General features: G+C 70.5%; 17 protein-coding genes, 5 pseudogenes and 1 riboswitch. Of the genes and pseudogenes, 15 read left to right on the top strand and 7 right to left on the bottom strand.

Going from position 1 to position 23987, the window contains the following annotated elements:
* Positions 1-94: 94 nt before the first annotated feature.
* The 10 genes and pseudogenes from hpnE to J7E89_RS33525 all read left to right on the top strand — a co-directional run bounded on the left by hpnE (position 95) and on the right by J7E89_RS33525 (position 11019).
* Positions 95-1495, top strand: a complete 1401-nt coding sequence (gene hpnE, locus J7E89_RS33570; protein WP_214979041.1) for a hydroxysqualene dehydroxylase HpnE — start codon at positions 95-97, stop codon at positions 1493-1495.
* Positions 1492-2586 carry a polyprenyl synthetase family protein gene (locus J7E89_RS33565; RefSeq protein WP_214979029.1) on the top strand — a complete coding sequence of 365 codons (1095 nt, stop codon included), beginning with the start codon at positions 1492-1494 and terminating at the stop codon, positions 2584-2586. Before hpnE ends, J7E89_RS33565 begins: the two co-directional genes overlap by 4 nt.
* 113 nt (positions 2587-2699) lie before the next feature.
* Positions 2700-4718: a squalene--hopene cyclase gene (gene shc / locus J7E89_RS33560; protein ID WP_214979026.1), complete on the top strand. Its 2019-nt coding sequence runs from the start codon at positions 2700-2702 to the stop codon at positions 4716-4718.
* Positions 4719-4744: 26 nt separating this feature from the next.
* Complete coding sequence (locus tag J7E89_RS33555) at positions 4745-5401, top strand: 1-hydroxy-2-methyl-2-butenyl 4-diphosphate reductase (RefSeq protein WP_214979023.1); 657 nt, start codon at positions 4745-4747, stop codon at positions 5399-5401.
* A gap of 5 nt (positions 5402-5406) precedes the next feature.
* On the top strand, positions 5407-6429 hold the full coding sequence (gene hpnH / locus J7E89_RS33550; protein WP_214979021.1) for an adenosyl-hopene transferase HpnH: 1023 nt from the start codon (positions 5407-5409) through the stop codon (positions 6427-6429).
* 114 nt (positions 6430-6543) lie between these two features.
* Positions 6544-6918: pseudogene (locus tag J7E89_RS33545) on the top strand (flavodoxin-dependent (E)-4-hydroxy-3-methylbut-2-enyl-diphosphate synthase); the annotation flags it as partial.
* 25 nt (positions 6919-6943) lie between these two features.
* Positions 6944-8861, top strand: a pseudogene (gene dxs / locus J7E89_RS33540) (1-deoxy-D-xylulose-5-phosphate synthase).
* Positions 8858-10255 carry an aspartate aminotransferase family protein gene (locus J7E89_RS33535; RefSeq protein WP_214979018.1) on the top strand — a complete coding sequence of 466 codons (1398 nt, stop codon included), beginning with the start codon at positions 8858-8860 and terminating at the stop codon, positions 10253-10255. The pseudogene dxs and the gene J7E89_RS33535 overlap by 4 nt, the downstream one beginning before the upstream one ends.
* A 201-nt stretch (positions 10256-10456) precedes the next feature.
* Positions 10457-10865, top strand: a pseudogene (locus tag J7E89_RS33530) (cupin domain-containing protein); the annotation flags it as partial.
* Position 10866: 1 nt separating this feature from the next.
* A complete protein-coding gene (locus J7E89_RS33525) occupies positions 10867-11019 on the top strand; it encodes a DUF6126 family protein (RefSeq protein WP_214979015.1) in 153 nt (50 codons plus the stop codon).
* Between the two features lie 12 nt (positions 11020-11031).
* Here the strand turns inward: J7E89_RS33525 and J7E89_RS33520 are convergent, their stop codons facing one another.
* On the bottom strand, positions 11032-11859 hold the full coding sequence (locus tag J7E89_RS33520) for a tyrosine-protein phosphatase (protein ID WP_308315683.1): 828 nt from the start codon (positions 11857-11859) through the stop codon (positions 11032-11034).
* Between the two features lie 166 nt (positions 11860-12025).
* On the opposite strand from J7E89_RS33520, the gene J7E89_RS33515 reads away from it, so the two are divergent.
* From J7E89_RS33515 to J7E89_RS33505, 3 genes are all read left to right on the top strand, one after another.
* Complete coding sequence (locus J7E89_RS33515; protein WP_214979009.1) at positions 12026-14122, top strand: alpha-galactosidase; 2097 nt, start codon at positions 12026-12028, stop codon at positions 14120-14122.
* Positions 14123-14462: 340 nt separating this feature from the next.
* Positions 14463-14637: riboswitch (cyclic di-AMP (ydaO/yuaA leader) on the top strand.
* Positions 14638-14639: 2 nt separating this feature from the next.
* Positions 14640-15545: a LysM peptidoglycan-binding domain-containing M23 family metallopeptidase gene (locus tag J7E89_RS33510; RefSeq protein ID WP_214979006.1), complete on the top strand. Its 906-nt coding sequence runs from the start codon at positions 14640-14642 to the stop codon at positions 15543-15545.
* Between the two features lie 199 nt (positions 15546-15744).
* Complete coding sequence (locus tag J7E89_RS33505; protein ID WP_214979004.1) at positions 15745-16536, top strand: SGNH/GDSL hydrolase family protein; 792 nt, start codon at positions 15745-15747, stop codon at positions 16534-16536.
* On the opposite strand, the gene J7E89_RS33500 is transcribed toward J7E89_RS33505, so the two are convergent.
* The 6 genes and pseudogenes from J7E89_RS33500 to J7E89_RS33475 form a co-directional block, all read right to left on the bottom strand.
* Complete coding sequence (locus J7E89_RS33500; protein ID WP_214979001.1) at positions 16489-17406, bottom strand: STM4011 family radical SAM protein; 918 nt, start codon at positions 17404-17406, stop codon at positions 16489-16491. The genes J7E89_RS33505 and J7E89_RS33500 overlap by 48 nt on opposite strands.
* 8 nt (positions 17407-17414) lie before the next feature.
* A pseudogene (locus J7E89_RS33495) lies at positions 17415-18744 on the bottom strand (STM4012 family radical SAM protein).
* Positions 18741-19514, bottom strand: coding sequence for an STM4013/SEN3800 family hydrolase (locus J7E89_RS33490; protein WP_374196944.1), 774 nt, complete (start codon positions 19512-19514; stop codon positions 18741-18743). The pseudogene J7E89_RS33495 and the gene J7E89_RS33490 overlap by 4 nt, the downstream one beginning before the upstream one ends.
* Positions 19397-20493, bottom strand: a pseudogene (locus J7E89_RS33485) (STM4014 family protein); the annotation flags it as partial. The gene J7E89_RS33490 and the pseudogene J7E89_RS33485, both read right to left, overlap by 118 nt.
* Positions 20474-21445 (bottom strand): STM4015 family protein, encoded by a 972-nt coding sequence (locus J7E89_RS33480; RefSeq protein WP_214978998.1) that lies wholly within the window; start codon positions 21443-21445, stop codon positions 20474-20476. The gene J7E89_RS33480 and the pseudogene J7E89_RS33485, both read right to left, overlap by 20 nt.
* A 7-nt stretch (positions 21446-21452) precedes the next feature.
* Positions 21453-22403: an STM4015 family protein gene (locus tag J7E89_RS33475; protein ID WP_214978995.1), complete on the bottom strand. Its 951-nt coding sequence runs from the start codon at positions 22401-22403 to the stop codon at positions 21453-21455.
* Between the two features lie 174 nt (positions 22404-22577).
* Between J7E89_RS33475 and J7E89_RS33470 the strand changes: the two genes are divergently transcribed.
* Together J7E89_RS33470 and J7E89_RS33465 are read left to right on the top strand one after the other, a co-directional pair.
* The gene (locus J7E89_RS33470; RefSeq protein ID WP_214978992.1) at positions 22578-22904 is read left to right on the top strand and encodes a hypothetical protein; all 327 of its coding nucleotides are present in this window, start codon (positions 22578-22580) and stop codon (positions 22902-22904) included.
* A 76-nt stretch (positions 22905-22980) separates the two neighbouring features.
* Positions 22981-23982, top strand: a complete 1002-nt coding sequence (locus J7E89_RS33465; RefSeq protein ID WP_214978989.1) for a DUF6745 domain-containing protein — start codon at positions 22981-22983, stop codon at positions 23980-23982.
* Positions 23983-23987: the final 5 nt, after the last annotated feature.

Raw genomic sequence — 23987 nt, 5'->3', positions numbered from 1 at the left:
ACAAGGGAGGCGCGACCCCCCGGCGGGCTGACGCGTCCCTGACTGCAACGGCCCGTCACGCGTACATCGTCGGCGAGGTCCGAGGGGAGGGCGCATGACACGCTCCATGCCGGCCAGGCCCGGGGTCCCGGGACACGCGGTCGTCGTCGGAGGAGGACTGGCCGGAGTCACGGCCGCGCTCCAGCTGGCGGACGCCGGGATGCGGGTGACGCTGCTCGAAGGGCGCCCGCGCCTGGGCGGCCTCGCGTTCTCCTTCCGCCGCGGCGACCTCACCGTCGACAACGGCCAGCACGTCTACCTGCGCTGCTGTACCGCCTACCGCTGGTTCCTGGAGCGGGTCGAGGGCGCCGCGCTGGCGCCGCTGCAGAGCCGTCTCGACGTACCCGTGCTCGACGTCGGCCGGGCGGCGGGGCCCCGGCTCGGACGGCTGCGCCGCACCGCGCTGCCCGTACCGCTGCACCTGGCCGCGAGCCTGGCGACGTATCCGCACCTGTCTTTCGCCGAGCGCGCGAGCGTGGGACGGGCCGCGCTCGCCCTCAAGAAGCTCGACCCGGCCGATCCGGCCCTGGACGGCGTGGACTTCGCCACCTGGCTGGGCCGGCACGGGCAGTCGCCGCGCACCATCGAGGCCCTGTGGGACCTCGTCGGCGTCGCGACGCTCAACGCGACCGCGCCGAACGCCTCGCTCGGCCTGGCCGCGATGGTCTTCAAGACCGGGCTGCTCTCCGAGCCGGGCGCCGCCGACATCGGCTGGGCGCACGTACCGCTCGGTGAACTGCACGACACGCTCGCCCGCAAGGCGCTCGACTCGGCGGGTGTACGGACCGAGCTGCGCACCCGGGCCGGCTCCATCTCCCGCTCGACAGAGGGCGATTGGGAGGTCGAGGCGGCGGGGGAGCGGATCGCGGCCGACACCGTCGTGCTCGCCGTACCCCAGCGCGAGACGCACGGACTGCTGCCCGAGGGCGTCATCGACACCCCCGACCGGCTGCTCGACATCGGCACCGCCCCGATCCTCAACGTCCATGTCGTGTACGACCGCAAGGTGCTGCGCCGGCCCTTCTTCGCCGCGCTCGGCAGCCCCGTCCAGTGGGTCTTCGACCGCACGGAGTCCTCCGGGCTGAAGGGCGGCGGACAGTACCTCGCCCTCTCCCAGTCCGCGGCCCAGGACGAGATCGACGCGCCCGTGGCCGAGCTGCGCGAGCGCTATCTGCCCGAGCTGGAGCGGCTGTTGCCCGCCGCGCGCGGTGCGGGCGTACGCGACTTCTTCGTCACCCGGGAGCGGACAGCGACGTTCGCCCCCACCCCCGGCGTCGGACGGCTGCGCCCCGGCGCCCGTACGCACGCGCCCGGCCTGTACCTGGCCGGCGCGTGGACCGCCACCGGATGGCCCGCGACCATGGAGGGCGCCGTGCGAAGTGGCATCACCGCCGCCGGCGCGGCCCTCTCCGAACTCGGCCGCGTCCATGAACATCCGTTGCAGGAGGCGGTATGAGCACTGGTATGGAAACAAGAGGAGAGCCTGTGACCCCGGTGAATCCGGTCGACAACACCACGGTGGACATCGCCGCGCTGCTCGAGCGCGGCCGCACCATGTCCACGCCGGTGCTGAAGGCCGCCGTGGACCGGCTCGCGCCGCCCATGGGCACCGTCGCGGCGTACCACTTCGGGTGGATCGACGCCCAGGGGCGGCCGGCCGACGGCGACGGCGGCAAGGCTGTACGGCCGGCGCTCGCGCTGCTGTCGGCGGAGGCGGCGGGCGCGCCGCCCGAGGTCGGCGTCCCCGGCGCCGTCGCCGTCGAACTCGTACACAACTTCTCGCTGCTCCACGACGACCTGATGGACGGCGACGAGCAGCGCCGGCACCGCGACACGGTGTGGAAGGTGCACGGTCCCGCGCAGGCGATCCTCGTCGGTGACGCGCTCTTCGCGCTCGCCAACGAGCTGCTGCTGGAGATGGGCACCGTCGAGGCGGGGCGCGCCACGCGCCGGCTCACCACCGCGACCCGCAAGCTCATCGACGGCCAGGCACAGGACATCTCCTTCGAGCACCGCGAGCGGGTCACCGTCGAGGAGTGCCTGGAGATGGAGGGCAACAAGACGGGCGCGCTGCTCGCCTGCGCGGTCTCCATCGGCGCGGTGCTCGGCGGGGCGGACGACCGTACCGCCGACACCCTGGAGGCGTACGGCTACCACCTCGGTCTCGCTTTCCAGGCCGTCGACGACCTGCTGGGCATCTGGGGCGACCCGGATGCCACCGGAAAGCAGACCTGGAGCGATCTGCGCCAGCGCAAGAAGTCCCTGCCCGTCGTGGCGGCGCTGGCCGCGGGCGGTCCGGCGTCGAAGCACCTCGGCGAGCTGCTCTCCGCCGACGCCAAGAGCAGCGACTTCGAGAGCTTCTCCGAGAAGGAGTTCGCCACCAGGGCGGCTCTGATCGAGGAGGCGGGCGGCCGCGAGTGGACGGCGCAGGAGGCCCGCAGGCAGCATGCCGTCGCCACCGAGGCGCTGGACGGTGTCGACATGCCCCCGCAGGTCCGTGCGCAGCTCACCGCGCTCGCGGACTTCGTCGTCGTACGAAAGAGATGATCAGCATCCGCCTCATATGACTCGCAAGTCGCCGTCCGGCGTCAGGGAAACCTGGCGCCGGACGACGTCAGACCCCAGCACAGCAGATGACCAACTGCCACGAAGGGGAAGCCATGACAGCGACGACCGACGGAAGCACCGGGGCCATGAAGCCCCGCGCAGCCGCGGCCAGCGAATTCGCCCATCAGACCAACACCCCCAACGCCAACACAAACACCACCGACGTCCTGGACGCGGCGCGGCGGGCCACGGACCGCGCGGTCGCGCATCTGCTCGCCAAGCAGGACGACCAGGGCTGGTGGAAAGGTGACCTCGAAACCAATGTGACGATGGACGCAGAGGACCTGCTGCTCCGTCAGTTCCTTGGTATCCAGGACGAGAAGACCGTCGGGGCCGCCGCCCTCTTCATCCGCGGCGAGCAGCGCGACGACGGCACCTGGGCCACCTTCTACGGCGGACCCGGCGACCTCTCCACCACCATCGAGGCGTACGTCGCCCTGCGGCTCGCCGGAGACCTGCCCGACGCCGCGCACATGGAGCGCGCCGCAGCCTGGATCAGAGAGCGCGGCGGGATCGCCGCGAGCCGCGTCTTCACCCGGATCTGGCTGGCGCTGTTCGGCTGGTGGAAGTGGGACGATCTGCCCGAGCTGCCACCCGAGCTGATCTTCCTTCCCCCGTGGTTCCCGCTCAACATCTACGACTTCGGCTGCTGGGCCCGGCAGACCATAGTGCCGCTGACCGTGGTTTCGGCGAAGCGGCCGGTGCGTCCCGCGCCGTTCGCGCTCGACGAGCTGCACACCAACGCGCGCGTCCCGAACCCGCCCAAGCAGCTTGCCACGCCCACCAGTTGGGAAGGCGCCTTCCAGCGGCTCGACAAGGCCCTGCACGTCTACCGCAAGTTCGCGCCGGCCCGGCTGCGAGGCGCCGCGATGAAGCGCGCCGCGCGCTGGATCATCGAGCGGCAGGAGAACGACGGCTGCTGGGGCGGCATCCAGCCGCCCGCCGTGTACTCGCTGATCGCGCTCCACCTGCTCGGATACGACCTGGACCATCCCGTGATGCGCGCCGGCCTCGAATCGCTCGACCGGTTCACGGTGTGGCGCGAGGACGGCTCCCGCATGATCGAGGCCTGCCAGTCGCCGGTCTGGGACACCTGCCTCGCCACCATCGCGCTCGCCGACGCGGGGGTACGGCCCGACGACCCGGCGCTCGTCAAGGCCGCCGACTGGATGATGCGCGAGCAGATCGTGCGGCCGGGTGACTGGGCCGTACGCAGGCCGGAACTGGAGCCGGGCGGCTGGGCGTTCGAGTTCCACAACGACAACTACCCGGACATCGACGACACCGCCGAGGTCGTTCTGGCGCTGCGGCGCGTCGCGCACCCGGACCGGGCGCGGGCAGAAGAGACCATCGAACGCGGCGTCCGCTGGAACCTGGGAATGCAGTCCAGGAACGGCGCCTGGGCCGCCTTCGACGCCGACAACACCAGCCCCTTCCCGAACCGGCTGCCCTTCTGCGACTTCGGCGAGGTCATCGACCCGCCGTCCGCCGACGTCACCGCCCATGTGGTGGAGATGCTGGCCGTCGAGGGCAAGGCGCACGACCCGCGCACCCGGCGCGGCATCGAGTGGCTGCTGGGCAACCAGGAGCCGAACGGCGCCTGGTTCGGACGCTGGGGCGTCAACTACGTCTACGGAACAGGGTCGGTCGTACCGGCACTGACCGCGGCCGGGCTGCCCACCGCCCACCCAGCGATCCGCCGCGCGGTCGACTGGCTGGAGTCCGTCCAGAACGACGACGGGGGCTGGGGCGAGGACCTGCGCTCGTACCGTACGGCCGACTGGGCCGGTCGCGGCGCCTCGACCGCCTCGCAGACCGCGTGGGCGCTGCTCGCGCTGCTCGCGGCAGGGGAGCAGGAGGCCAAGTCCGTCGAGCGGGGCGTCGCCTGGCTCGCCGAGACCCAGCGGGAGGACGGCTCCTGGGACGAGCCGTACTTCACGGGGACCGGATTCCCGTGGGACTTCTCCATCAACTACAACCTCTACCGACAGGTCTTCCCGCTCACCGCTCTCGGGCGGTACGTCCACGGGGAGCCCACTTTCCCGGACCTGGGAATCCGGGAAGGGACCTGATGGGCCTGACGGATCCGATGGATTCCATGCGCCGGACCTCGCAGCCGCTGCGGCCCGCACCGCTGCTGATCGCCTGCGCGCTCGGCATCGAGCGGTTGGCGCTGCGCAGCGGTGCGCGCAGGGAGGTGCCGGGGCCGCCGGTGACCGTTGTGCGTACGGGCATGGGGCCCAAGGCGGCCGAGGAGGCCGTCACCCGGGTGCTCGCCCCCGGCGGACCGGCCGAGGACGCCTGTGTCATCGCGTCCGGCTTCTGCGCGGGACTGGCACCCGGGATGCACCCCGGGGACCTGATCGTCGCCGACGAGACCCGCGGCCCCCGCGGCAGCACCGCCTGTACGGGAGTGGAGCTGCTGGCGAAGGCGCTGGCCAGGGCGGTGCCCGGGCGCACTGTCCACACCGGCCCGCTGACCGGCGCCGACCACGTCGTACGCGGACACGAGCGGGCCGAGCTGCGGGCCACCGGCGCCATCGCGGTGGACATGGAATCCGCCGCGACGCTCTGGAGCGCGCTGCGGGCCGGGCCGCGTCCGGTTGCGGCCGTCCGGGTGGTCGTGGACGCTCCGGAGCACGAGCTCGTACGCATTGGGACGCTTCGCGGTGGAATATCAGCCTTTCGTGTTCTCCGCTCAGTTCTGCCGGCTTTTTTTGAATGGCACCGTTCTTTGCTGCTCCCCAGGAGGTGAGCTAGATGGCCATGCCGCTCCGTCAGACCATCAGGGTCGGGACGTACCTCGTTGAACAAAAGCTCCGCAAGCGTGAGAAGTTCCCGCTCATCGTCGAGCTTGAACCTCTTTACGCCTGCAACCTCGCATGCGAGGGCTGCGGCAAGATCCAGCACCCCGCCGGGGTTCTGAAGCAGCGCATGCCCGTGGCCCAGGCCGTGGGTGCGGTACTTGAGTCGGGTGCTCCGATGGTGTCCATCGCAGGCGGCGAGCCGTTGATGCACCCACAGATCGATGAGATCGTGCGGCAGCTGGTGGCGAAGAGGAAGTACGTATTCCTCTGCACCAACGCGCTGCTGATGCGCAAGAAGATGGAGAAGTTCACGCCGTCGCCGTACTTCGCCTTCGCCGTGCACATCGACGGGCTGCGGGAGCGGCACGACGAATCGGTGGCGAAGGAAGGGGTGTTCGACGAGGCGGTGGAGGCGATCAAGGAGGCCAAGAAGCGCGGCTTTCGGGTCACCACCAACTCCACCTTCTTCAACACCGACACGCCGCAGACGATCATCGAGGTGCTCAACTACCTCAATGACGACTTGCAGGTGGACGAGATGATGATCTCGCCCGCCTACGCGTACGAGAAGGCTCCCGACCAGGAGCACTTCCTCGGCGTCGAACAGACCCGGGAGCTGTTCAAGAAGACGTTCGCGGGTGGCAACCGGCGACGCTGGCGGCTGAACCATTCGCCGCTCTTCCTGGACTTCCTGGAGGGCAAGGCCGACTTCCCGTGCACGGCGTGGGCGATTCCCAACTACACGCTCTTCGGGTGGCAGCGGCCCTGCTACCTGATGAGCGACGGGTACGTCGCGACGTACCGGGAGCTCATCGAGGACACCGACTGGAGCAAGTACGGGCGGGGCAAGGACCCGCGGTGCGCCAACTGCATGGCGCACTGCGGCTACGAGCCGACGGCCGTCCTCGCGACCATGGGCTCGCTCAAGGAGTCGCTGCGCGCGGTCCGCGACACCGTCTCGGGAAGCCACGGGTGACGTGATGAGCGTTGCTGAGCCTGTAGCACTGGGGCTCCCCGAGCTGCCAGCCCGGCCGCTGGCGGTGCGTCGCGCTTCGCGGCGTATCCAGGTCGGGTCGGTGGCGGTCGGCGGGGACGCGCCATCCTGGAGGCGCTCAACCTCAAGCAGCGCCGCCTGGAAATCGTGTCCTGCCCGTCCTGCGGCCGCGCCCAGGTCGATGTGTACAAGCTCGCCGACCAGGTCGCCGCCGGCCTCGACGGCCTGGAGGTCCCGTTGCGCGTCGCCGTCATGGGGTGCGTCGTGAACGGTCCGGGCGAGGCCCGCGAGGCCGACCTCGGTGTCGCCTCCGGCAACGGCAAGGGTCAGATCTTCGTCAAGGGCGAGGTCATCAAGACCGTGCCCGAGTCAAAGATCGTCGAGACGCTCATCGAAGAGGCGATGAAGATCGCCGCGGGCATGGAGGACGAGGGCACCCCTTCGGGGGCACCCGCCGTCACTGTGAGCTGAAGTATCAGAGAGAGGGGGCCCGAGCATGACGATCTTGGAAGGCATCCGGGGGCCGCGCGACCTGAAGGCTCTGGCAGAGACCGAAATCTGTCAGCTGGCATCCGAAATCCGGGAGTTCCTGGTACAGGCAGTGGCCCGGACGGGCGGTCATCTCGGCCCCAACCTCGGGGTGGTGGAACTGACCATCGCCTTGCACCGGGTCTTCGACTCACCCGTCGACCGCGTCCTGTGGGACACCGGCCACCAGAGCTACGTACACAAACTGCTCACCGGCCGACAGGACTTCTCGAAGCTGCGTGGCAAGGGCGGCCTCTCCGGCTACCCGTCGCGCGAGGAATCCGCGCACGACGTCATCGAGAACTCGCACGCATCGACGGTCCTCGGCTGGGCCGACGGACTCGCCAAGGCCAACCAGGTGCTCGGCAGGCGCGACCACGTCGTCGCGGTGATCGGGGACGGCGCGCTCACCGGCGGCATGGCCTGGGAGGCGCTCAACAACATCGCCGCCGCCCGCGACCGGCCGCTGATCATCGTCGTCAACGACAACGAGCGCTCGTACGCCCCCACCATCGGCGGGCTCGCCGACCACCTCGCCACCCTCCGCACGACGGACGGGTATGAACGGTTCCTCGCCTGGGGCAAGGACGTGCTCCAGCACACGCCCGTCATCGGGCAGCCGCTGTACGGGTCGCTGCACGGCGCGAAGAAGGGCTTCAAGGACTTCATCGCCCCGCAGGGGATGTTCGAGGACCTCGGGCTCAAGTACATCGGTCCGATCGACGGCCACGACGTTGCCGCCGTCGAGTCGGCACTGAGCCGCGCGAAACGCTTCCACGGGCCGGTGCTGGTGCACTGTCTGACCGAGAAGGGGCGCGGTTACGCCGCTGCCGAGCAGGACGAGGCCGACCGTTTTCACGCGGTCGGTGCGATGGACCCGCTGACCTGCGAGCCCATCGCGCCGTCGAACGGCCCCTCCTGGACATCGGTGTTCGGCGACGAGATCGTGCGGATCGGCGCCGAGCGGCCCGATGTCGTCGCGATCACGGCGGCCATGCTGCACCCCGTGGGGCTGACCAAGTTCGCCGAGGCGTTCCCCGACCGGGTCTGGGACGTCGGCATCGCCGAGCAGCATGCCGCGGTATCCGCCGCCGGGCTGGCCACCGGCGGGCTGCACCCCGTGGTCGCCGTCTACGCGACGTTCCTCAACCGCGCCTTCGACCAGCTGCTGATGGACGTGTCACTGCACAAGTGCGGCGTAACCTTCGTCCTCGACCGGGCTGGCGTCACTGGGGTCGACGGCGCCTCGCACAACGGCATGTGGGACATGTCGATCCTCCAGTGCGTCCCTACGCTGCGGATCGCCGCGCCGCGCGACGCCGACCAGCTTCGCGCCCAGCTGCGCGAGGCCGTCGACGTCGACGACGCGCCGACCGTCGTGCGCTTCCCCAAGGATTCGGTCGGGCCCGCGATCCCGGCGGCCGGCCGGCCGGGTGGGAGGGATGGACGTACTGCGCCGCGGCGGCGAATCCGAGGTACTCCTGGTCTCCGTCGGCGCGCTCGCGTCCGTCTGCCTGGAGGCCGCCGCGCTGCTGGCGGAGCGCGGTGTCGGCTGCACGGTTGTCGACCCGCGCTGGGTCAAGCCCGTCGACGAGCAGCTCGCACCGCTCGCGGAGCAGCACCGCCTGGTCGCGGTCGTCGAGGACAACAGCCGCAGTGGCGGGGCAGGTTCGGCCGTCGGGCAGGCGCTGCGGGACGCCGGAGTCGACGTACCTCTGCGTACGTACGGCATTCCCGAGCGGTTCCTCGCGCACGCCAAGCGCGGTGAGGTGCTGGCCGACATCGGGCTCACGCCCGCATCGATCGCGGGGCGGATCAGCCTGGCCCTGGCAGCCGGGGAAGAGCGGGCGGCCCCACTGGTGAACGCTAAGGAGACCGTGGAATGACGGACGGCGCAGGGGAAGGGTTCGACCTGGCGAAGCTTCTCGCCGAGCGCGGGGCCGAGCGCTACGAGCTGCATGGCAGACACCTGAACCACCAGTTGCCCCGCATGCTGCGCACCATCGGATTCGACAAGGTCTACGAGCGGGCAGAGGGCGCCTACTTCTGGGACGCCGAAGGCAACGACTACCTCGACATGCTCGCGGGCTTCGGCGTGATGGGCCTCGGCCGGCACCATCCCGTCGTACGCAAGGCGCTGCACGACGTCCTGGACGCCTCGCTCGCCGACCTGACGCGCTTCGACTGCCAGCCGCTCCCCGGTCTGCTCGCGGAGAGGCTGCTCACCCACAGCCCGCACCTGGACCGGGTGTTCTTCGGCAACAGCGGCACGGAGGCCGTCGAGACCGCGCTGAAGTTCGCCCGGTACGCGACCGGCAAGCCCAGGATCCTGTACTGCGCGCATGCCTTCCACGGACTGACCACCGGCTCGCTGTCGGTGAACGGTGAGGCGGGCTTCCGGGACGGGTTCGCGCCGCTGCTGCCCGACACTGCGATCGCGCTCGGCGACCTGGACGCCCTGGAGCGGGAGCTGAAGCGCGGCGACGTGGCCGGTTTCGTTGTCGAACCGATCCAGGGGAAGGGCGTTCACGAATCCCCGCCCGGGTTTCTCCGGGCCGCCCAGGAGCTTCTTCGGCGGCACAAGGCGCTGCTGATCGCCGACGAGGTGCAGACGGGGCTCGGCCGGACCGGTGACTTCTACGCGTACCAGCACGAGGAGGGCGTGGAACCCGATCTGCTGTGCGTCGCGAAGGCGCTCTCGGGTGGTTACGTACCGGTCGGCGCGACCCTCGGCAAGGACTGGATCTTCAAGCGGGTCTACTCGTCGATGGACCGGGTGCTGGTCCACTCGGCCAGCTTCGGCTCCAACGCGCAGGCCATGGCGGCGGGGCTGGCCGTCCTCGCGGTGATGGAGGACGAGGAGATCGTCGCGAACGCCCGGCGCTCCGGCGACCTGCTGCGCGAGCGGCTGGCCGCGCTCATCGGCCGTTATGAGCTGCTGCACGACGTACGCGGGCGTGGGCTCATGATTGGCATCGAGTTCGGCCGGCCCAGCTCGCTGAAGCTGCGCAGCCGGTGGACCATGCTCCAGGCCGCTCGCAAGGGACTCTTCGCACAGATGGTCGTTGTACCGCTGCTTCAGAAGCACCGCATCCTCACCCAGGTCTCCGGCGACCACCTTGAGGTGATCAAGCTGATTCCGCCACTGACGGTGGGCGAGAAGGAGGTGGACCGCTTCGTCGACGCGTTCACGGCTGTGATGGACGACGCGCACAGCGGCGGCGGTCTGATGTGGGACTTCGGCAAGACGCTGGTGAGGCAGGCGGTGGCCAGTCGGTAGCTCTGAGTGGCTCCGCCGAATCGCTGCGTAAAGCATCTGGTACGCTCGTCGCTCCGTCGGGGACGACAACCAAGTCCCCGACGACCCGAGTGAGTCACGTACTTGCTCCGGCGGCCGGGAGGGTCGTCGCCGGACAGGCATGCCTGTCAAACTCCCCGGAGCGATCCAGGAGAGAGTCTCCTGGGTTCAACCGGGAGAGAACTTCAAGGTACGACGGTGTCCGCCCTCCTCGGCGAGACACCGGCTGATCGGGACGCCGTACTGCGTGCGGATGAGGCCGAGGCGGACGAGGTCGACGGCTGGACGTACCACAGGGCCGACGGTCCGGGCCTGTGGTACGCAGGCGCTGCGGGTGCATGTGCCGTACGGCGCTCAGGGCGACCTGGTGCGGGTCCACTCCTGTGAGGAGTGGCTGTACGTTCTGTCGGGGCGGCTGCGGCTGGTGCTCGGTGAGAGCGTCCATCAGCTCGATGCCGGGGACAGCGCGCATTTCGACTCGCTGACCCCGCACCGCATCGCGGCCACAGACCCGGCCGGGGCGGACCTGCTGTTCGTTCACACGTTGTTGCAGAGCGCCGCCGCCGGGCTGTGCCTCCCCCAGGAGACCTGAGATGCCGTTGCCCGATGAGAAGACTCCCGCGCGCCGTTTCGTGGAAGAGAAGATCCCCGGGGGGCTGGCGATCCGTGTCTTCGTGTACGTCGTCGCGGGCCACCTCTTCGCGGCCTTCGTCTTCCTGCTCTTCACGCTGGGTGGCGAGCGCTGATACCGGCTGCGCTCAGCTCTCGTCGAGCAGGCGCGTCCGCAGCCGCTCGCGGATCTCGGGCGTGACGTTCAGCCCCTGCGAGAGGTAGCGGTCCGTGGTGCCCCAGACATCCTCGATGGTCTCGAAGGCGGCGGCCAGGTACTCCGCGCGGGCCTCGAAGAGAGGGCTGAGCAGCTCCATCACCTCGGGCGACATACCGGTCGACGAGTTGTCGCTGCGATGCACCTTGTAGCGGCGGTGCGGGTCGTTCGACTTCAGGTAGTCGGCCTCGATGGCCTCGCGCTCGACGCCGACCGCCAGCAGGGTCACGGCTATCGACAGGCCCGCGCGGTCCTTGCCCGCCGCGCAGTGCATCAGCGCGGGGACGGCTTCCCCGGCGAGCGCGTGCAGCACCTGGCTCTGCTCGGCCTTACGCTCCTTGATGATCATCCGGTACGTTGCCGACATCCGGTCCGCGGCCTTGCCGTCCGCGAGGATCTCGCGCAGCTCGTCGAGGTTCCCGTCGCGAACCATCTTCCAGAACACCGCGCCGTCGGCCGGGTCCGTCAAGGGCAGGTTGACGTTGCGCACCCCCGGCAGCTCGATGTCGGGGCCTTCCAGCTTCTGGTCCGCCTCATTGCGGAAGTCGAAGATCGTGTGGAGGCCGAGCGAACCGAGGAACGCCGCGTCCGCGGGGGTGGCGTGCGCCAGGTGACCGCTGCGGAAGAGGACGCCGTGCCGGACCCGTCGCCCGTCCACCGTCGGCAGGCCGCCCACATCGCGGAAGTTGCGCACTGCGGCAAGCTCGGGCTCGGTCTGCTCGGGCTCTGTCGACGGGACCTGCGGCAGCTGCTGTGTCACGTGGGCTCCTGAAGTCTGCCGTCGGCGCTGCTCGCCGACTTCGGCGCGTCTCGACGATACGACATGGGTTCCTGGGGCAATCATCTCGGACCGGCCCGCGCGGTCGTTGCACCGGAGAGACCGGACGTACGAAGATGTTCGTACCTGTGCGAATCTGGGGGACTTGATGATCGAGACCCGTGGCAACGGCCGTACCTGGCTGCTTTCCGGGGCGGCAGGCAGCTACGCGCTGCACCTCACCGACCGCGACGAGCTGGTTCACCTGCACTGGGGGCCACGGATCTCCCTCGCCGACGCCGAGTCGCTCGCCGCCGAACCGCCGCCGCAGTACTGGCCCTTCGAGTCGCAGCTCGACGGACGTGAGGAGTACCCCGTCGAGGGCGGCCCCCGTTTCGTGCGGCCGGCCCTGTCGGTGCGTACGCCCGCCGTACGCGGCACCGAGTGGCGCTGCGCCGGGTCCACCACGGCCGGCGACGAACTGCGGCTGCGCTTCACCGACCCCGTCCATCACCTCGGCCTCACCCTGCACTACCGGATGCGCGCGGACTCCGACGTCGTGGAGCGGTGGGCCACCGTCGCGCACGAAGGACCGGCCGACGCCCCCGCCCTTGAGCTGCTGCGGGCCGACGCCGCCGCCTGGACGCTGCCCCGGCGCGAGCGGTGGCGGCTGAGCCAGCTGCACGGCCGGTGGGCGGCCGAATCCCGGCTCGTACGATCGGACCTCGCCCCCGGCGAGAAGGTACTCGGCAGCCGGCGCGGCCACACCGGCCACCAGCACCTGCCCTGGGTCGCTCTCGACGCGGAGGGCGCCACGGAGGAGAGCGGCGAGGTGTACGGCTGCGCGCTCGGCTGGTCCGGGTCGTGGCGCATCGCCGTACAGCAACTGCCCGACGGGACGGTGCAGATCACCGGCGGGGCGGGACACGACGACTCGGGTCTGCTGCGGCTGGCGCCCGGCGGAACGTACACCACGCCCGTCTTCGCCGGACTGTGGAGCGACGGCGGGTTCGGCGGGGCGAGCCGGGCCTGGCACGCCTGGCAGCTCGCGCACGTCATGCCCGACGCTCGGAGCTCGCGGCCCGTTCTCTACAACTCCTGGGAAGCGACCGGGTTCGACATCTCCGAGGGCCAGCAGCTCGCGCTCGCGCGGCGGGCCGCGGACATCGGCGTCGAGCTGTTCGTCGTGGACGACGCGTGGTTCGGCGCGCGGGTCAGCGACCGCGCCGGGCTCGGGGACTGGACGCCGAATCCGGACCGCTTCCCCGGTGGGCTGAAGCCGCTGGCTGATGAAGTGCACGGGCTGGGCATGCGGTTCGGGATCTGGGTCGAGCCCGAGATGGTCAACGCCGACAGTGATCTGTACCGGGCGCATCCCGACTGGGTGCAGCATCATCCCGGGCGCACCCGCACGGAGTTCCGTAACCAGCTCGTCCTCAATCTGGCGCGGGACGACGTCCAGGCGTACCTCTGGGAGCAGCTCGACGGGCTGCTGTCGAGCGCGCCCGTCGACTATGTGAAGTGGGACTTCAACCGCTGCTTCACCGACGCGGGCTGGCCGGGCGAACCGTACCCGCAGAGGCTGTGGACCGAGCACGTGCACGCCCTGTACGCGCTCCTCGACCGGCTCCGGGCCGCGCATCCCGGCGTCGCCTTCGAGTCGTGCTCGGGGGGCGGCGGCCGGATCGACCTCGGGATTCTGTCCCGTACCGACCAGGTATGGACGTCCGACAACACCGACCCGCTGGACCGGCTCGCCATCCAGCACGGCTTCAGCCAGCTGCACCCGGCGCGGGCGATGGCCGCGTGGGTCACCGACAGCCCGAACACTCAGCTCAACGGACGGGTCAGCTCGCTGCGCTTTCGCTTCGTGAGCGCGATGGCGGGCGTGCTCGGCATCGGGGGCGATCTGACCGGGTGGGGCGAGGACGAGATCGCCGAGGCGCGCGAGTGGGTGGACCTGTACAAGGAGATCAGGCCGGTTGTGCAGCACGGCGAGCTGTACCGGCTGCGCGCGCCCGACGGCGGGCTCAGCGCCGTTCAGTACGTGCGCGGTGACGACACCGTCGTCCTCGCCTGGCTCCAGGCGCAGCATTACGGCGAGGAGCAGCCGCCGCTGCGTCTGCGCGGGCTGGACCCGGATGCGGCGTACGCCTGCCTCGACACCTCTGCCGTGCACCGGGGTTCCGTACTGCTCCACCGGGGGCTGCGCACCGCGCTGCGCGGCGATCTCGACGCGGCGGTCTTCCGGCTGCGGAGGATGTGAGCCCTGGGATTTGACGCCCTTAAAGTGCAGTGTGGGAGGTAAGTGGCAGTTGGGGCGAAACGGACCATTTCGGTGTAACTCCCCCTGGGGGTACGGGAAATGGCGGGGCCGCTGGTGAGCAGGATCATATTCGTGACGGTGCGTGGCGAAGCTCCGCGAGTAAATGCCAGTTGGCGGGCGGGGCGTAAAGATCCGTAATCCACAGAGGGTGACGGGAATTGCGTCATGAATTCTCGTGGGGCAATGGCGTAATGAATGGACCGGCTTGTACGGGAGAGCCGCGTCGGCTTACGGTCACCGTCAATCCGGGTGGACCGCCGAATCCTGCCACCTCCCGGAATCCGCACTCACACTCACTCACGCGTGGCAGGAGCGGGGGACCCAGGTAAGTACGCCGGTCATCGGGGAAGTTTCACCGTCCGGACCGGCTTTGGGGTTAAGTCGCGCACCAGCGCGGCCGGGCATCTCCAGCCCGAACCCGACAGCTCACCTCGTAGGCGCCGGAGAGGAATGTTCCATGCCCGCAAAGGGTAAGCACCGCCGCCCGAGGTCCAACTCGCTCACTCGCGGATTTGTCGCCGCCGGAACGGGCGGGGCCGTACTCGCACTTCCCCTCATCGCCGCCACCGGTGCGAACGCCGCGGAGAAGGCAGCCCCGGCCGCCGCGTCCGCCGGCAAGTCCGCCGCCTCGGCCGTTCCCGAGAAGGCCGCGCCGAAGAAGAAGACCGGCACCAAGACCTACTCCGTGGTCTCCGGCGACTACCTGTCGAAGATCGCCGACGAGCAGGACGTGCGTGGCGGCTGGCAGAAGCTGTACGACGACAACCGTGAGGTCGTCGGCGGCAACCCCTCGCTGATCCTGCCCGGCATGAAGCTGACCATCGGTGCGAAGGCCGCTGCCCCCGCGAAGGCTGCCGCCCCGGCGAAGGCCGCTCCGGCGAAGCCCGCCCCCGTGAAGGCCGCCCCGAAGGCCGAGGCCCCCAAGGCCGCCCCCGCGGCTGCCGCGCCGAGCACCGGATCCGGCTTCACCGCCCCGGTCTCCGCGGGCGTCACCACCCCGTACCGCATGGCCGGCGGCAGCTGGTCCAGCGGCTACCACACGGGCGTCGACTTCTCCGCGTCCAGCGGTACCCCGGTCAAGGCGGTCGGTGCCGGCACCGTCGTCTCCGCGGGCTGGAGCGGCTCGTACGGCAACGAGGTCGTCATCAAGCACGAGGACGGCCGCTACTCGCAGTACGCCCACCTGTCCTCGCTGTCCGTTTCCTCCGGCCAGAGCGTCGGCGGCGGCACCCAGATCGGCCTCTCCGGCAGCACGGGCAACTCCACCGGCCCGCACCTGCACTTCGAGATCCGGACCGGCCCGAGCTACGGCTCGGACGTCGACCCGCTGGCCTACCTGCGCGGCCACGGCGTCACCATCTGATCTGTCTGATCCGACTGGGCGCTTCTGAACGCTCCTGTACGCCCCCTTTTCGCTGCCACATCCGGCGGCAAAAGGGGGCGTACGTGCTTTTTCGGTCTATTCCGGGTTGGGTGAATCTTGACCGGTGTCGTATATCACGCCGCGTCAACCCCTCCCTACGGTGGCGTAGGTCACTCGCTCCAGTGAAGGATGTACCGACGTGGCAGACGATTCGAGATCATTCAATGCAGTCACCATCGGGTCGTACGCGGCGATCGGCGACAGCTTCACCGAAGGCGTCGGCGACCCCGGACCCGACGGTACGTTCATCGGCTGGGCCGACCGGCTCGCCGTACTCCTCGACGACCGCGTCCCCGAGCACACCTTCCGCTACGCCAACCTCGCCGTACGCGGCCGCCTCCTCGACCAGATCGTGGCCGAGCAGCTCCCGCGCGCAAAGGAGTTGGCGCCCGATCTGGTGAGCTTCTGCGCCGGGGGCAACGACATCCTCCGGCCGGGCAGCGACCCCGACGACGTCGCCGAGCGCTTCGAACGGGCCGTCGCGGACCTCACCAACGCCGTGGGCACCGTCATGGTGACCACCGGCTTCGACACGCGCGGCGTTCCGGTGCTGCGCCATCTGCGGGGCAAGATCGCCACGTACACGGCGCACGTACGGGCGGTCGCCGACCGCTACGACTGCCCGGTGCTCGACCTGTGGTCGCTCAAGTCGGTGCAGGACAGGCGCGCCTGGGACGGCGACCGGCTGCACCTCTCGCCCGAGGGACACACCCGGGTCGCGCTGCGCGCCGCCCAGGTGCTCGGGCTCGACGTACCGGCCGACCCGGACCAGGCGTGGCCGCCGCAGGCGCCGCGCGGCACGCTGGAGGCGCGCCGGGACAACATCCAGTGGGCGCGGGAGCACTTGGTGCCGTGGATCGGGCGGCGGCTGCGCGGGGAGTCGTCAGGTGATCACGTCGAGGCGAAGAGGCCCGATCTGCTGCCCCTCTGAGGGGAGACGGGTGGCGGCCGGGACGCGCTCCAGGACGCCGCCCGCGAAGACGTCGTACAGCGGCAGCGTCTCCAGGTGGACGTAGCCGATGTGACAGTCGCAGGCGGCGAGGGGGCAGGCGCGGGGGCGCAGTGACCGGCGGTACGAACCGTCGTAGAGGTTGCCGAGTTCGGCGGGCACGAAGTGGCAGCGGCGTACCGTACCTTCGCCGTCCACCGAGATCACCGACTCGCCGGTCCGGCAGGGGAGACCGGCGGAGCGGTGGGGGTGGCGGCTGTACGGGAAGAGGGGGTCCAGGGCCGTCCAGTGGCCGGCTTCCTCGTCCGTGTAGGTGCGGCCTTCCGCCGCGTTGATCCACAGGTAGACCTCGGAGGGGAGCGCGGCGCGCAGCCTGCGCGCCTCTTCGAGATGTTCGGGGAAGCCGACGACGCCGACACTGAAACGCACGCCACGGGCGGTGAGTTCGCGGCACTTGGTGAGGAAGCGGTCGTACGGCGTCTGGCCCGGGTGGTACGTGCACCACAGCGCGAGCGTGCCGAGATCGGCCCCGGATTCGGATTCGGCTTCGGTGAGCCAGTCGGTGCGGAAGCTCAGGTTCGTCTGGATGGCGACGCGCCGGATGTGCGGCAGCCGGGACAGCTCGGTGAGGGCGCGGCGGTACCAGGAGCGGACCAGGCCCTCGCCCCAGGGTGTGAAGAGCACCGAGAGGCGGTCGCCGGTCTGCGCGGCGGCCCACTCGGTGAAGCGCTCCAGTGCGGCGCGGTCGGCGCTCAACTGCTCACGGCTGTCGCGCCGCTTGGCGAACGGGCAGTACGGGCAGTCGTAGTCGCAGGAGGCGAGGGGGCCGCGGTAGAGGATCGTGAGGTCCATGGCCGGGCTCACTTCAGTTCGTACGCGGCCATGGCGGCCCGTACAGCGGGGGAGAACAGCTCGGGGCCCAGCGCGTCGGAGTGGGCGAGGCCTTCGGGGGACAGGCGCAGCAGGTCCTTCGGCGCGCTGTCGTCGAGCCAGCCGCGGGCCGCGAAGCGGTCGAGCTCGGCGGGGAAGTCGGCGGCCGGGTCCGCGGCGAACCGGTCGCGGTAGCCGGCCAGTGGCATTCCCCCGGCCTGGAGGAGCGACTGGAGGAGGTGGCGGCGGCGGGCCTCGTCGGCGTCGACGTGCCGGCCCACCTCCGCGCGGGAGAAGTCGTCAGTGGCGGTGTAGTCGTCGATGATCTTGCGGACCTCGCGCATGTCGACGGCGTAGTCGAAGGAGTAGTGGAGCGCCGAGGTGTACGAACGGGCTCCGCAGCCGAGGCCGATCATGCCGTCGGTCTGGCAGGCGTAGTCGTCGGCCGTCTGCTTCGGCGCGTCCGTGCGGCGGAACATCCGCATCGAGACCTGCTCGTAGCCGTGGGCGAGGAGATGGTCCCTGCCCTGGCGGTAGAGCCGCAGCCGCTGGGTGTCCCAGGCGGCGTCGGCCTCGGCGCCGAGGCGGCCCAGGCCGGTGAGCGGGCGTACGTACAGGGGGTAGAGGTAGAGCTCCTCCGGCCGCCAGGCGAGCGCGGCGTCGAGCGAGACGCGCCAGGTGGCTGGGGTCTGGCCGTCTATGCCGTAGATGAGGTCGATGTTGAGGACCGGGATGCGGGCGTCGCGGACGGCGGCGAGGGCTGTCTCGACGTCGGCGCGGCGCTGGGGGCGCACGGCCGCCCGGGCCTCGGAGTCGACGAAACTCTGGACGCCGAGGCTGAGGCGGGTCGTGCCGCGGTCGGCGAGCACGGCGAGACGGTCGGGGGGTCGCGGTGGCCGGGGAGGCCTCGACGGAGAGGGGCACCGAGCTCAGGTCCGCGCCCATCCGCTTCTCCGCTATGTCGCAGAGCCGTTCGAGCTCGCCGGGGTCGAGGAAGGTGGGGGTGCCGCCGCCGAATGCCGCGGCGGCGAATCCCACTCCGTCGTCGCCCAGGGCTTCGCGGACGGCGGTGGCCTGACGGTCGAGGGCGTCGAGGTAGCGGCCGGTCAGTTCGTCGGGGGCGCCGATCCGGGTGAAGAGATTGCAGAAGCCGCAGCGGACCTCGCAAAACGGTATGTGGAGGTAGAGGGAGAGGGCGCTCTTGGGCTCGTTCGCCCACAGGTCACGGAGCGCGGGGCGGTTCCTCAGTTCGTGGTACGCCGTCTTGTGCGGGTAGGCGTAGACGTAACTCTGGTAGGGGCGGGGCGGCGTGGTGCTCATGGGGTGGCCCCTTGATCGAGAGTGAAGTGGGCGTAGGGGACGGTCCAGACGGCCTCGTGGCCGAGGCGGTGGCCGGTGTAGCCGTCGTCGCCGTACGCCGTGCCGTGGTCGGAGCAGACGATCGCGAAACAGGGGCGGCGGCTGCTCGCGGCGGCGAACAGGCGGCCGATGTGCTCGTCGACGTACTCCAGAGCGGCCGCGTGGGTGGCGCGCGAGTCACCGGCCTCGCGGGTGGCGCCCGGCAGGTGGAACCAGTTGGGCTGGTGCAGGGCGGAGACGTTGACGAACAGGAACAGCCGCTGGTCCGCCGGGAGTCCGGCGACGACCTGCTCGGCCCGGGTGACCTGCGCCTCGAAGGACGTGGGCGAGGCTACGCCGAACTCCGGCTCCCAGTGGCTCTCCTGAAACATCCCCGGCAGCACCGAGCCGAGCGCGCCCTGCCGGTTGAAGAAGCCGACGCCGCCTATGCACGCGGTGCGGTAGCCGACGTCCGCGAGGCCGGAGACGAGATCAGGCGCGTCGAAGACGAAGGTGCGCTCCGCGGTGGTCTCACTGCCCGCGAAGCGCGCGGCGAACAGCCGGGGGTGGGGACCGGGCGCGGCGGGCGTGGGCAGGAAACCAGCGAAGATCGCCTGGTGCGAGGCGTAGGTGAAGCTGCCGGGGGCGTGCCGCTTCTGTCCAGACCCTCGGCGCCGCTGCCGGGCAGGCCGCTGAGGCGCGGCAGCAGATCGCCGAACGCGTTGACCTCGCAGACGGCGAAGCGGCGCCAGCCGACGGCGGGCAGCAGATCGACGCCCACACAGAGAGTGCGGGGGAAGCACGCGGCCGCCCGCTCGCACACCTCCATGGCCTCGTCCCAGCTTCCGCGGCCATGGCGGCGCGGGCGCCGTCGAGGTCCCCGCGCGTGCCGCCGAGATGAAGGTTGGTCATGGGGGAGCGGCTGGTTCGTACGACGGCGTGTGTCGCCCTGCCGCCGACCACCACGACCCGCAGGTCGGCGGCCCGGCCGCGCTGCGCGGCCTTGGGCAGCCAGCGTTCGACGTGGAGTCCGTCCGGTGCGAGCGCGTCGACGATCGCCGCGACCTCGCCCTCGGTCGTACAACGGCGTACCCGCAGGGAGTTGAAGAGGCGGCCCTGCGGATCGCGCTCGACGGAGGTGGTGGCCCGTACGCGGCCGGGGCCCGCCGTTTCGACCGCCAGCACACCGGAGGCCGACGATCCGTGCGCGAGCTTGACGAAGGCACGCGGCATACGGTGCGCGCGCAGCAGTTCGCGTACGTCCGGCCAGCCGCGTACGACCGGTCCTGTGGGACCGGAGGTGGGCGACGGCGGCACGGGGACGCCCGCGTCGTGCAGCACGGCATGGCACAGCCGCTTGTCGAACAGCACCGCCAGCTCCTCGGGGTCGTCGAGCAGGGCGCAGCCCGCGGCCGCCCGGCCCACTTCCCGTACGGCCTCGGTGAACCGCTCGTACCAGCGCGCCGAGCCCTCCACCCGGGTGGCGTCGCCGACGCCCCGCAGCAGCCGCTCGACCTCTGGATCCTCGCCGGGCGAGTCGATCCGTACGGTCTCGCCCGGCCGGAACGAGGCCCGGCCCCCGAGCACCTCCAGCCAGGGGACGACCCGGGCGGCGGGGAGCCCGGCGGCGGCCACGGCGTCCCGGAAGAGCGCGACGCGGCGGTTGGCGGGGTTGCCGACGACGGCGAAGCGCGGCTCCCGGCTGTTTCCGTTACTCGTCGACGGCGACATAGCGGGGTTCGTCGTCCTCGGGGTCCCAGTAGTCGGGTCCGTCGAGGTTCAGCCGCACACCGTGCGGTTCGAGCGTCTTGCGTATGCGCTGCTGGATGGGCTCGGTGATGTAGTGGTGGTGCAGGTCCAGTTCGCTCAGGTGGGTGAGCGGCTGGCCGTCGAGCAGAGCCTGTGCGCCGGCGTCACTGAGGGTGCCCATCGACAGGGCGAGCGAGTCGAGTTGGGCGACGACGGGCGCCGCCGCCACGGCTGCCGCGATCTCGTCCTGGATCTCGCTGTTCTGTACGCCCAGGTGGCGCAGGCGCGGAAAGGCGCGGCCGGACAGCAGGGGAGCGAGGTCGGCGACCGTCGCGTCGCCTCCGTAACCCGTGACACCCAGCCACAGTTCCAGGCGCTCCAGGGCGGGCAGCCGGGATGCACCGACGGCCCGGACGACGGAACCGGGCAGGCCGCCCGATTCGAAGCGCAGTACCTTCAGCGAGTCGTGGACGACCGGCCGCAGAGACAGCGTTTCCATGTGGGTGAGCGGCTCGCCGCAGCCGCGCACAACCAGCTCCTCGAGCCGCGGGAACGCTTCGATGCACGGGGTTACGTCGGTCAACTCCAGCCAGGACAGCTCGCACTCCTCGCTGATGACGTCTCCGAGGAAGAGTCCGCGCAGCGCGGGGAAACGATCCGCGTCCGCGAGGATCCGTTCCAGGACGGGACGCAGGTGCTCGTAGTCGCCGTGCCACCAGGGGCCGATCAGCAGTGCGCGGACCCGCGTCGAGTCAACGGAGTCGAGGAAGCGAGACCACAACTCGGCGAAGGGATTGTCCTCATTCCACAGACAGTCCAGACGCCAGGCCACGGAGTCCGCGGGCGGGAGAGGCGGGGCGTGCGGGTCCCCGGGCTCGGGCAGAGTGAAGACGGGGAGCCCGTGGAAGGTCTCGGGGTGCTGGATGTCGGTCATGTCCGGCTCACTCCGCCACTGCGGTGTAGCGGCCCTCGGCGCCGCGGTTGTCCCACGGCTCCAGACGGTCCGACAGGTCGACACTTACGCCGTGGGGCTCCAGGGCGTCTGCCACTCGCTGCTCCATTTCCTCGGAGAGGAAGTGGTGATGCAGATCGAGATGTTCGAGATGGGTGAGCGGCTGTCCTTCGAGCAGTGCGGCGGCGCCCTCGTCGCCGAGGGTTCCGTTCGACAGGTCGAGGGTGTCCAGCCGGGCGACGACGGGTGCCGATGCCACGGCCGCCGCGATCTCGTTCTGGATCTCGCTGTTACGCAGGCCGAGATGGCGCAGCCCGGGGAAGAGGGTGCCGGAGAGCAGCGGCGCGAGGTCGGCGATTTCGGCGTCGCCGCCGTACTCGGAGACGCCGAGCCACAGGTCCAGGTGGTCCAGGCAGGGCAGCTCGCTCTCGGTGATGCCGCGCACGACCGTCGCCGGCAGACCGCCGGATTCGAAGACCAGCGAGCGCAGGCGCTCGTGCCGCACCGGCGGGAAGCGCAGGCCCTGACCACCGCGGACGCCGAATTCCAGCAGACGGGGGAAGGTGCTGAGCAGACCCGTGACGTTGGACTGTTCGATCCAGGAGATCTCGGCCTGCTCCTGAGTCAGGTCGCCGATGAAGACGGCTTCCAGCGAGGTGAGCCGGTCGGCCGCGGCGATGACCAGGTTGATGGGGTAGCTCGAATCCTCTTCGTACGACTCGCCCCACTGGCCGATGATCAGCGCGCGAACCCGCGCGGGATCGACCGCCTTCAGGAACTCTTCGAACCTTTCCTCCCACGTCCCGTCCTCGTCCTCGTACGGGTCCACGGAGATGCGCCACGCCACCGCTTCCGCAGCGCGCAACGGCGCGCAGGGGTCGGGACGGAAGTCGACGGCCGGGAGGCCGAGCAGTTCCTGCAGATGGTCCACACCGGACATGGCCCTGGTCTCCTGACACTGTGCGAGTGACTGACGTGCGAAAGGTTTATCAAGCGGCACTGACAATCCCGCCAGTGGGTTCCTTTTCGCAGGTCAGCGACGATTGTCAGACCCTGCCCGTAGCGTTTTCCCCATGGTGGGCACAGGGTGTGCGGCCCGGGAGGGGAGACAGCCATGTACCGGCAAGGGGACGTACTGATCGTGCCGTTGGACGAGTCGGCGGTGCCGGCACATCTGGCGGACGCGTCCGGCGAACGACGCGACGCGCGGGGACGGTTGGTGCTGGCACTGGGGGAAGTCACCGGGCATGCGCACGCGGTGCAGGGGCCCGGAAGGCTGGTGCGGCAGGCGGGCCCGCTCGATCCGATGCTGCTCCATCTGCCCGACGGCGGACGCGTCGTGCACGAGGAGCACGCGGCGATACCCCTGCCCAAGGGCTGGTACCGGGTGGTGCGCCAGCGCGAGTACGTACCGGGATCAGTCCGTATCGTCGCGGACTGAGCGGCGCGGGAACCAGTGACGACGCGGGATCAAGGGCCAGGGATCAGGGATCAGGGATCAGGGGACAGGGAATTCGATGGAGCATGTGAACACTTGGCGGGCCGTCGCGGCGGCGACCGGCGGGGCGGACCGCTCGGCTGCCGAGGAGGGCGTGCGGCTCGCCTACCGCACGGCGGGTCTCGCGGAGCCGGAGCGGATCATCTGGGCGGCCTCGCCCAAGGCTGCCGTCGAGACCGTCGAACGGCTCACCGGTGCGGGAAGGCCGGTGCGCGACGAGGTGCGTACCGGGCCGTGGGCGGAGGAACGGCGCCGCCTGCACGACGAGTTGGGTCCCGGCGGCTGGGCCGATCTCTGGTCCGCCACCGGAGCCCAGCTGTGGGACACCACCCGGGAACTGGCCGAGCGGATACGGGCCGGAGTCGTCGCCGAGCTCATGGAGCACCCGGAAGACGAGTCCGATGTGCGGCTGGTCATGCTCGACGCCGTGCTCGGTCAGCACGACGCCGCCTGGCTCGCGGCGTTCGACGGCCGGGGCGAGCGGCTCGCCGGACTGGCGCAGGTGGCCAGGCACGCCGGCTGGTGGTGGCCGTACGAGAACACCGTGGTGATCAGCGAACGGCCGGTGGAGCTCCACCGGGACGAGGCGGGACGGCTCGACCGGGGCGACGGCCCCGCCCTGGCCTTCCCCGACGGCTTCGCGCTGTACGCCTGGCGCGGCATGCCCGTACCCGCCGCGTTCCTCGACGAGCTCACGTCGTTGACACCTGAGCGCATCCGGGCGGAGGAGAACGCCGAGCTGCGCCGCGTGATGCTGGAGCACTACGGCTACGACCGCTATCTCAGCGAGTCCGGCGCCCAGCCGGTCCACCGCGACGAGACCGGCATCCTCTGGCGCATCGCCCTGCAGGGCGACGAGGACGTGGTGATGGTCGAGGTGGTCAACTCCACCCCCGAGCCGGACGGCACACACCGGACGTACTGGCTGCGCGTGCCGCCCAGGACGAGGACCGCGAAGGAAGGAGTGGCCTGGACGTTCGGGCTCGGCCAGGACGCGTACGAACCGGTGAAGCAGACCTGAGAAAT

It is taken from the genome of Streptomyces sp. ISL-100, assembly GCF_018614615.1.
Lineage (GTDB): Bacteria > Actinomycetota > Actinomycetes > Streptomycetales > Streptomycetaceae > Streptomyces.
The sequence above is the reverse complement of the archived record's forward strand: the minus strand, read 5'-3'. Positions and strand labels throughout refer to the sequence as shown.

Coding starts and splice junctions, on each gene's coding strand:
- shc (WP_214979026.1), top strand. CDS start 2,700: ATGACAGCGACGACCGACGGAAGCACCGGGGCCATGAAGCCCCGCGCA.
- J7E89_RS33535 (WP_214979018.1), top strand. CDS start 8,858: ATGACGGACGGCGCAGGGGAAGGGTTCGACCTGGCGAAGCTTCTCGCC.
- J7E89_RS33500 (WP_214979001.1), bottom strand. CDS start 17,406: ATGGACCTCACGATCCTCTACCGCGGCCCCCTCGCCTCCTGCGACTAC.
- hpnE (WP_214979041.1), top strand. CDS start 95: ATGACACGCTCCATGCCGGCCAGGCCCGGGGTCCCGGGACACGCGGTC.
- J7E89_RS33480 (WP_214978998.1), bottom strand. CDS start 21,445: ATGACCGACATCCAGCACCCCGAGACCTTCCACGGGCTCCCCGTCTTC.
- J7E89_RS33565 (WP_214979029.1), top strand. CDS start 1,492: ATGAGCACTGGTATGGAAACAAGAGGAGAGCCTGTGACCCCGGTGAAT.
- J7E89_RS33515 (WP_214979009.1), top strand. CDS start 12,026: ATGATCGAGACCCGTGGCAACGGCCGTACCTGGCTGCTTTCCGGGGCG.
- J7E89_RS33555 (WP_214979023.1), top strand. CDS start 4,745: ATGCGCCGGACCTCGCAGCCGCTGCGGCCCGCACCGCTGCTGATCGCC.
- hpnH (WP_214979021.1), top strand. CDS start 5,407: ATGGCCATGCCGCTCCGTCAGACCATCAGGGTCGGGACGTACCTCGTT.
- J7E89_RS33470 (WP_214978992.1), top strand. CDS start 22,578: ATGTACCGGCAAGGGGACGTACTGATCGTGCCGTTGGACGAGTCGGCG.
- J7E89_RS33475 (WP_214978995.1), bottom strand. CDS start 22,403: ATGTCCGGTGTGGACCATCTGCAGGAACTGCTCGGCCTCCCGGCCGTC.
- J7E89_RS33525 (WP_214979015.1), top strand. CDS start 10,867: ATGCCGTTGCCCGATGAGAAGACTCCCGCGCGCCGTTTCGTGGAAGAG.
- J7E89_RS33465 (WP_214978989.1), top strand. CDS start 22,981: ATGGAGCATGTGAACACTTGGCGGGCCGTCGCGGCGGCGACCGGCGGG.
- J7E89_RS33510 (WP_214979006.1), top strand. CDS start 14,640: ATGCCCGCAAAGGGTAAGCACCGCCGCCCGAGGTCCAACTCGCTCACT.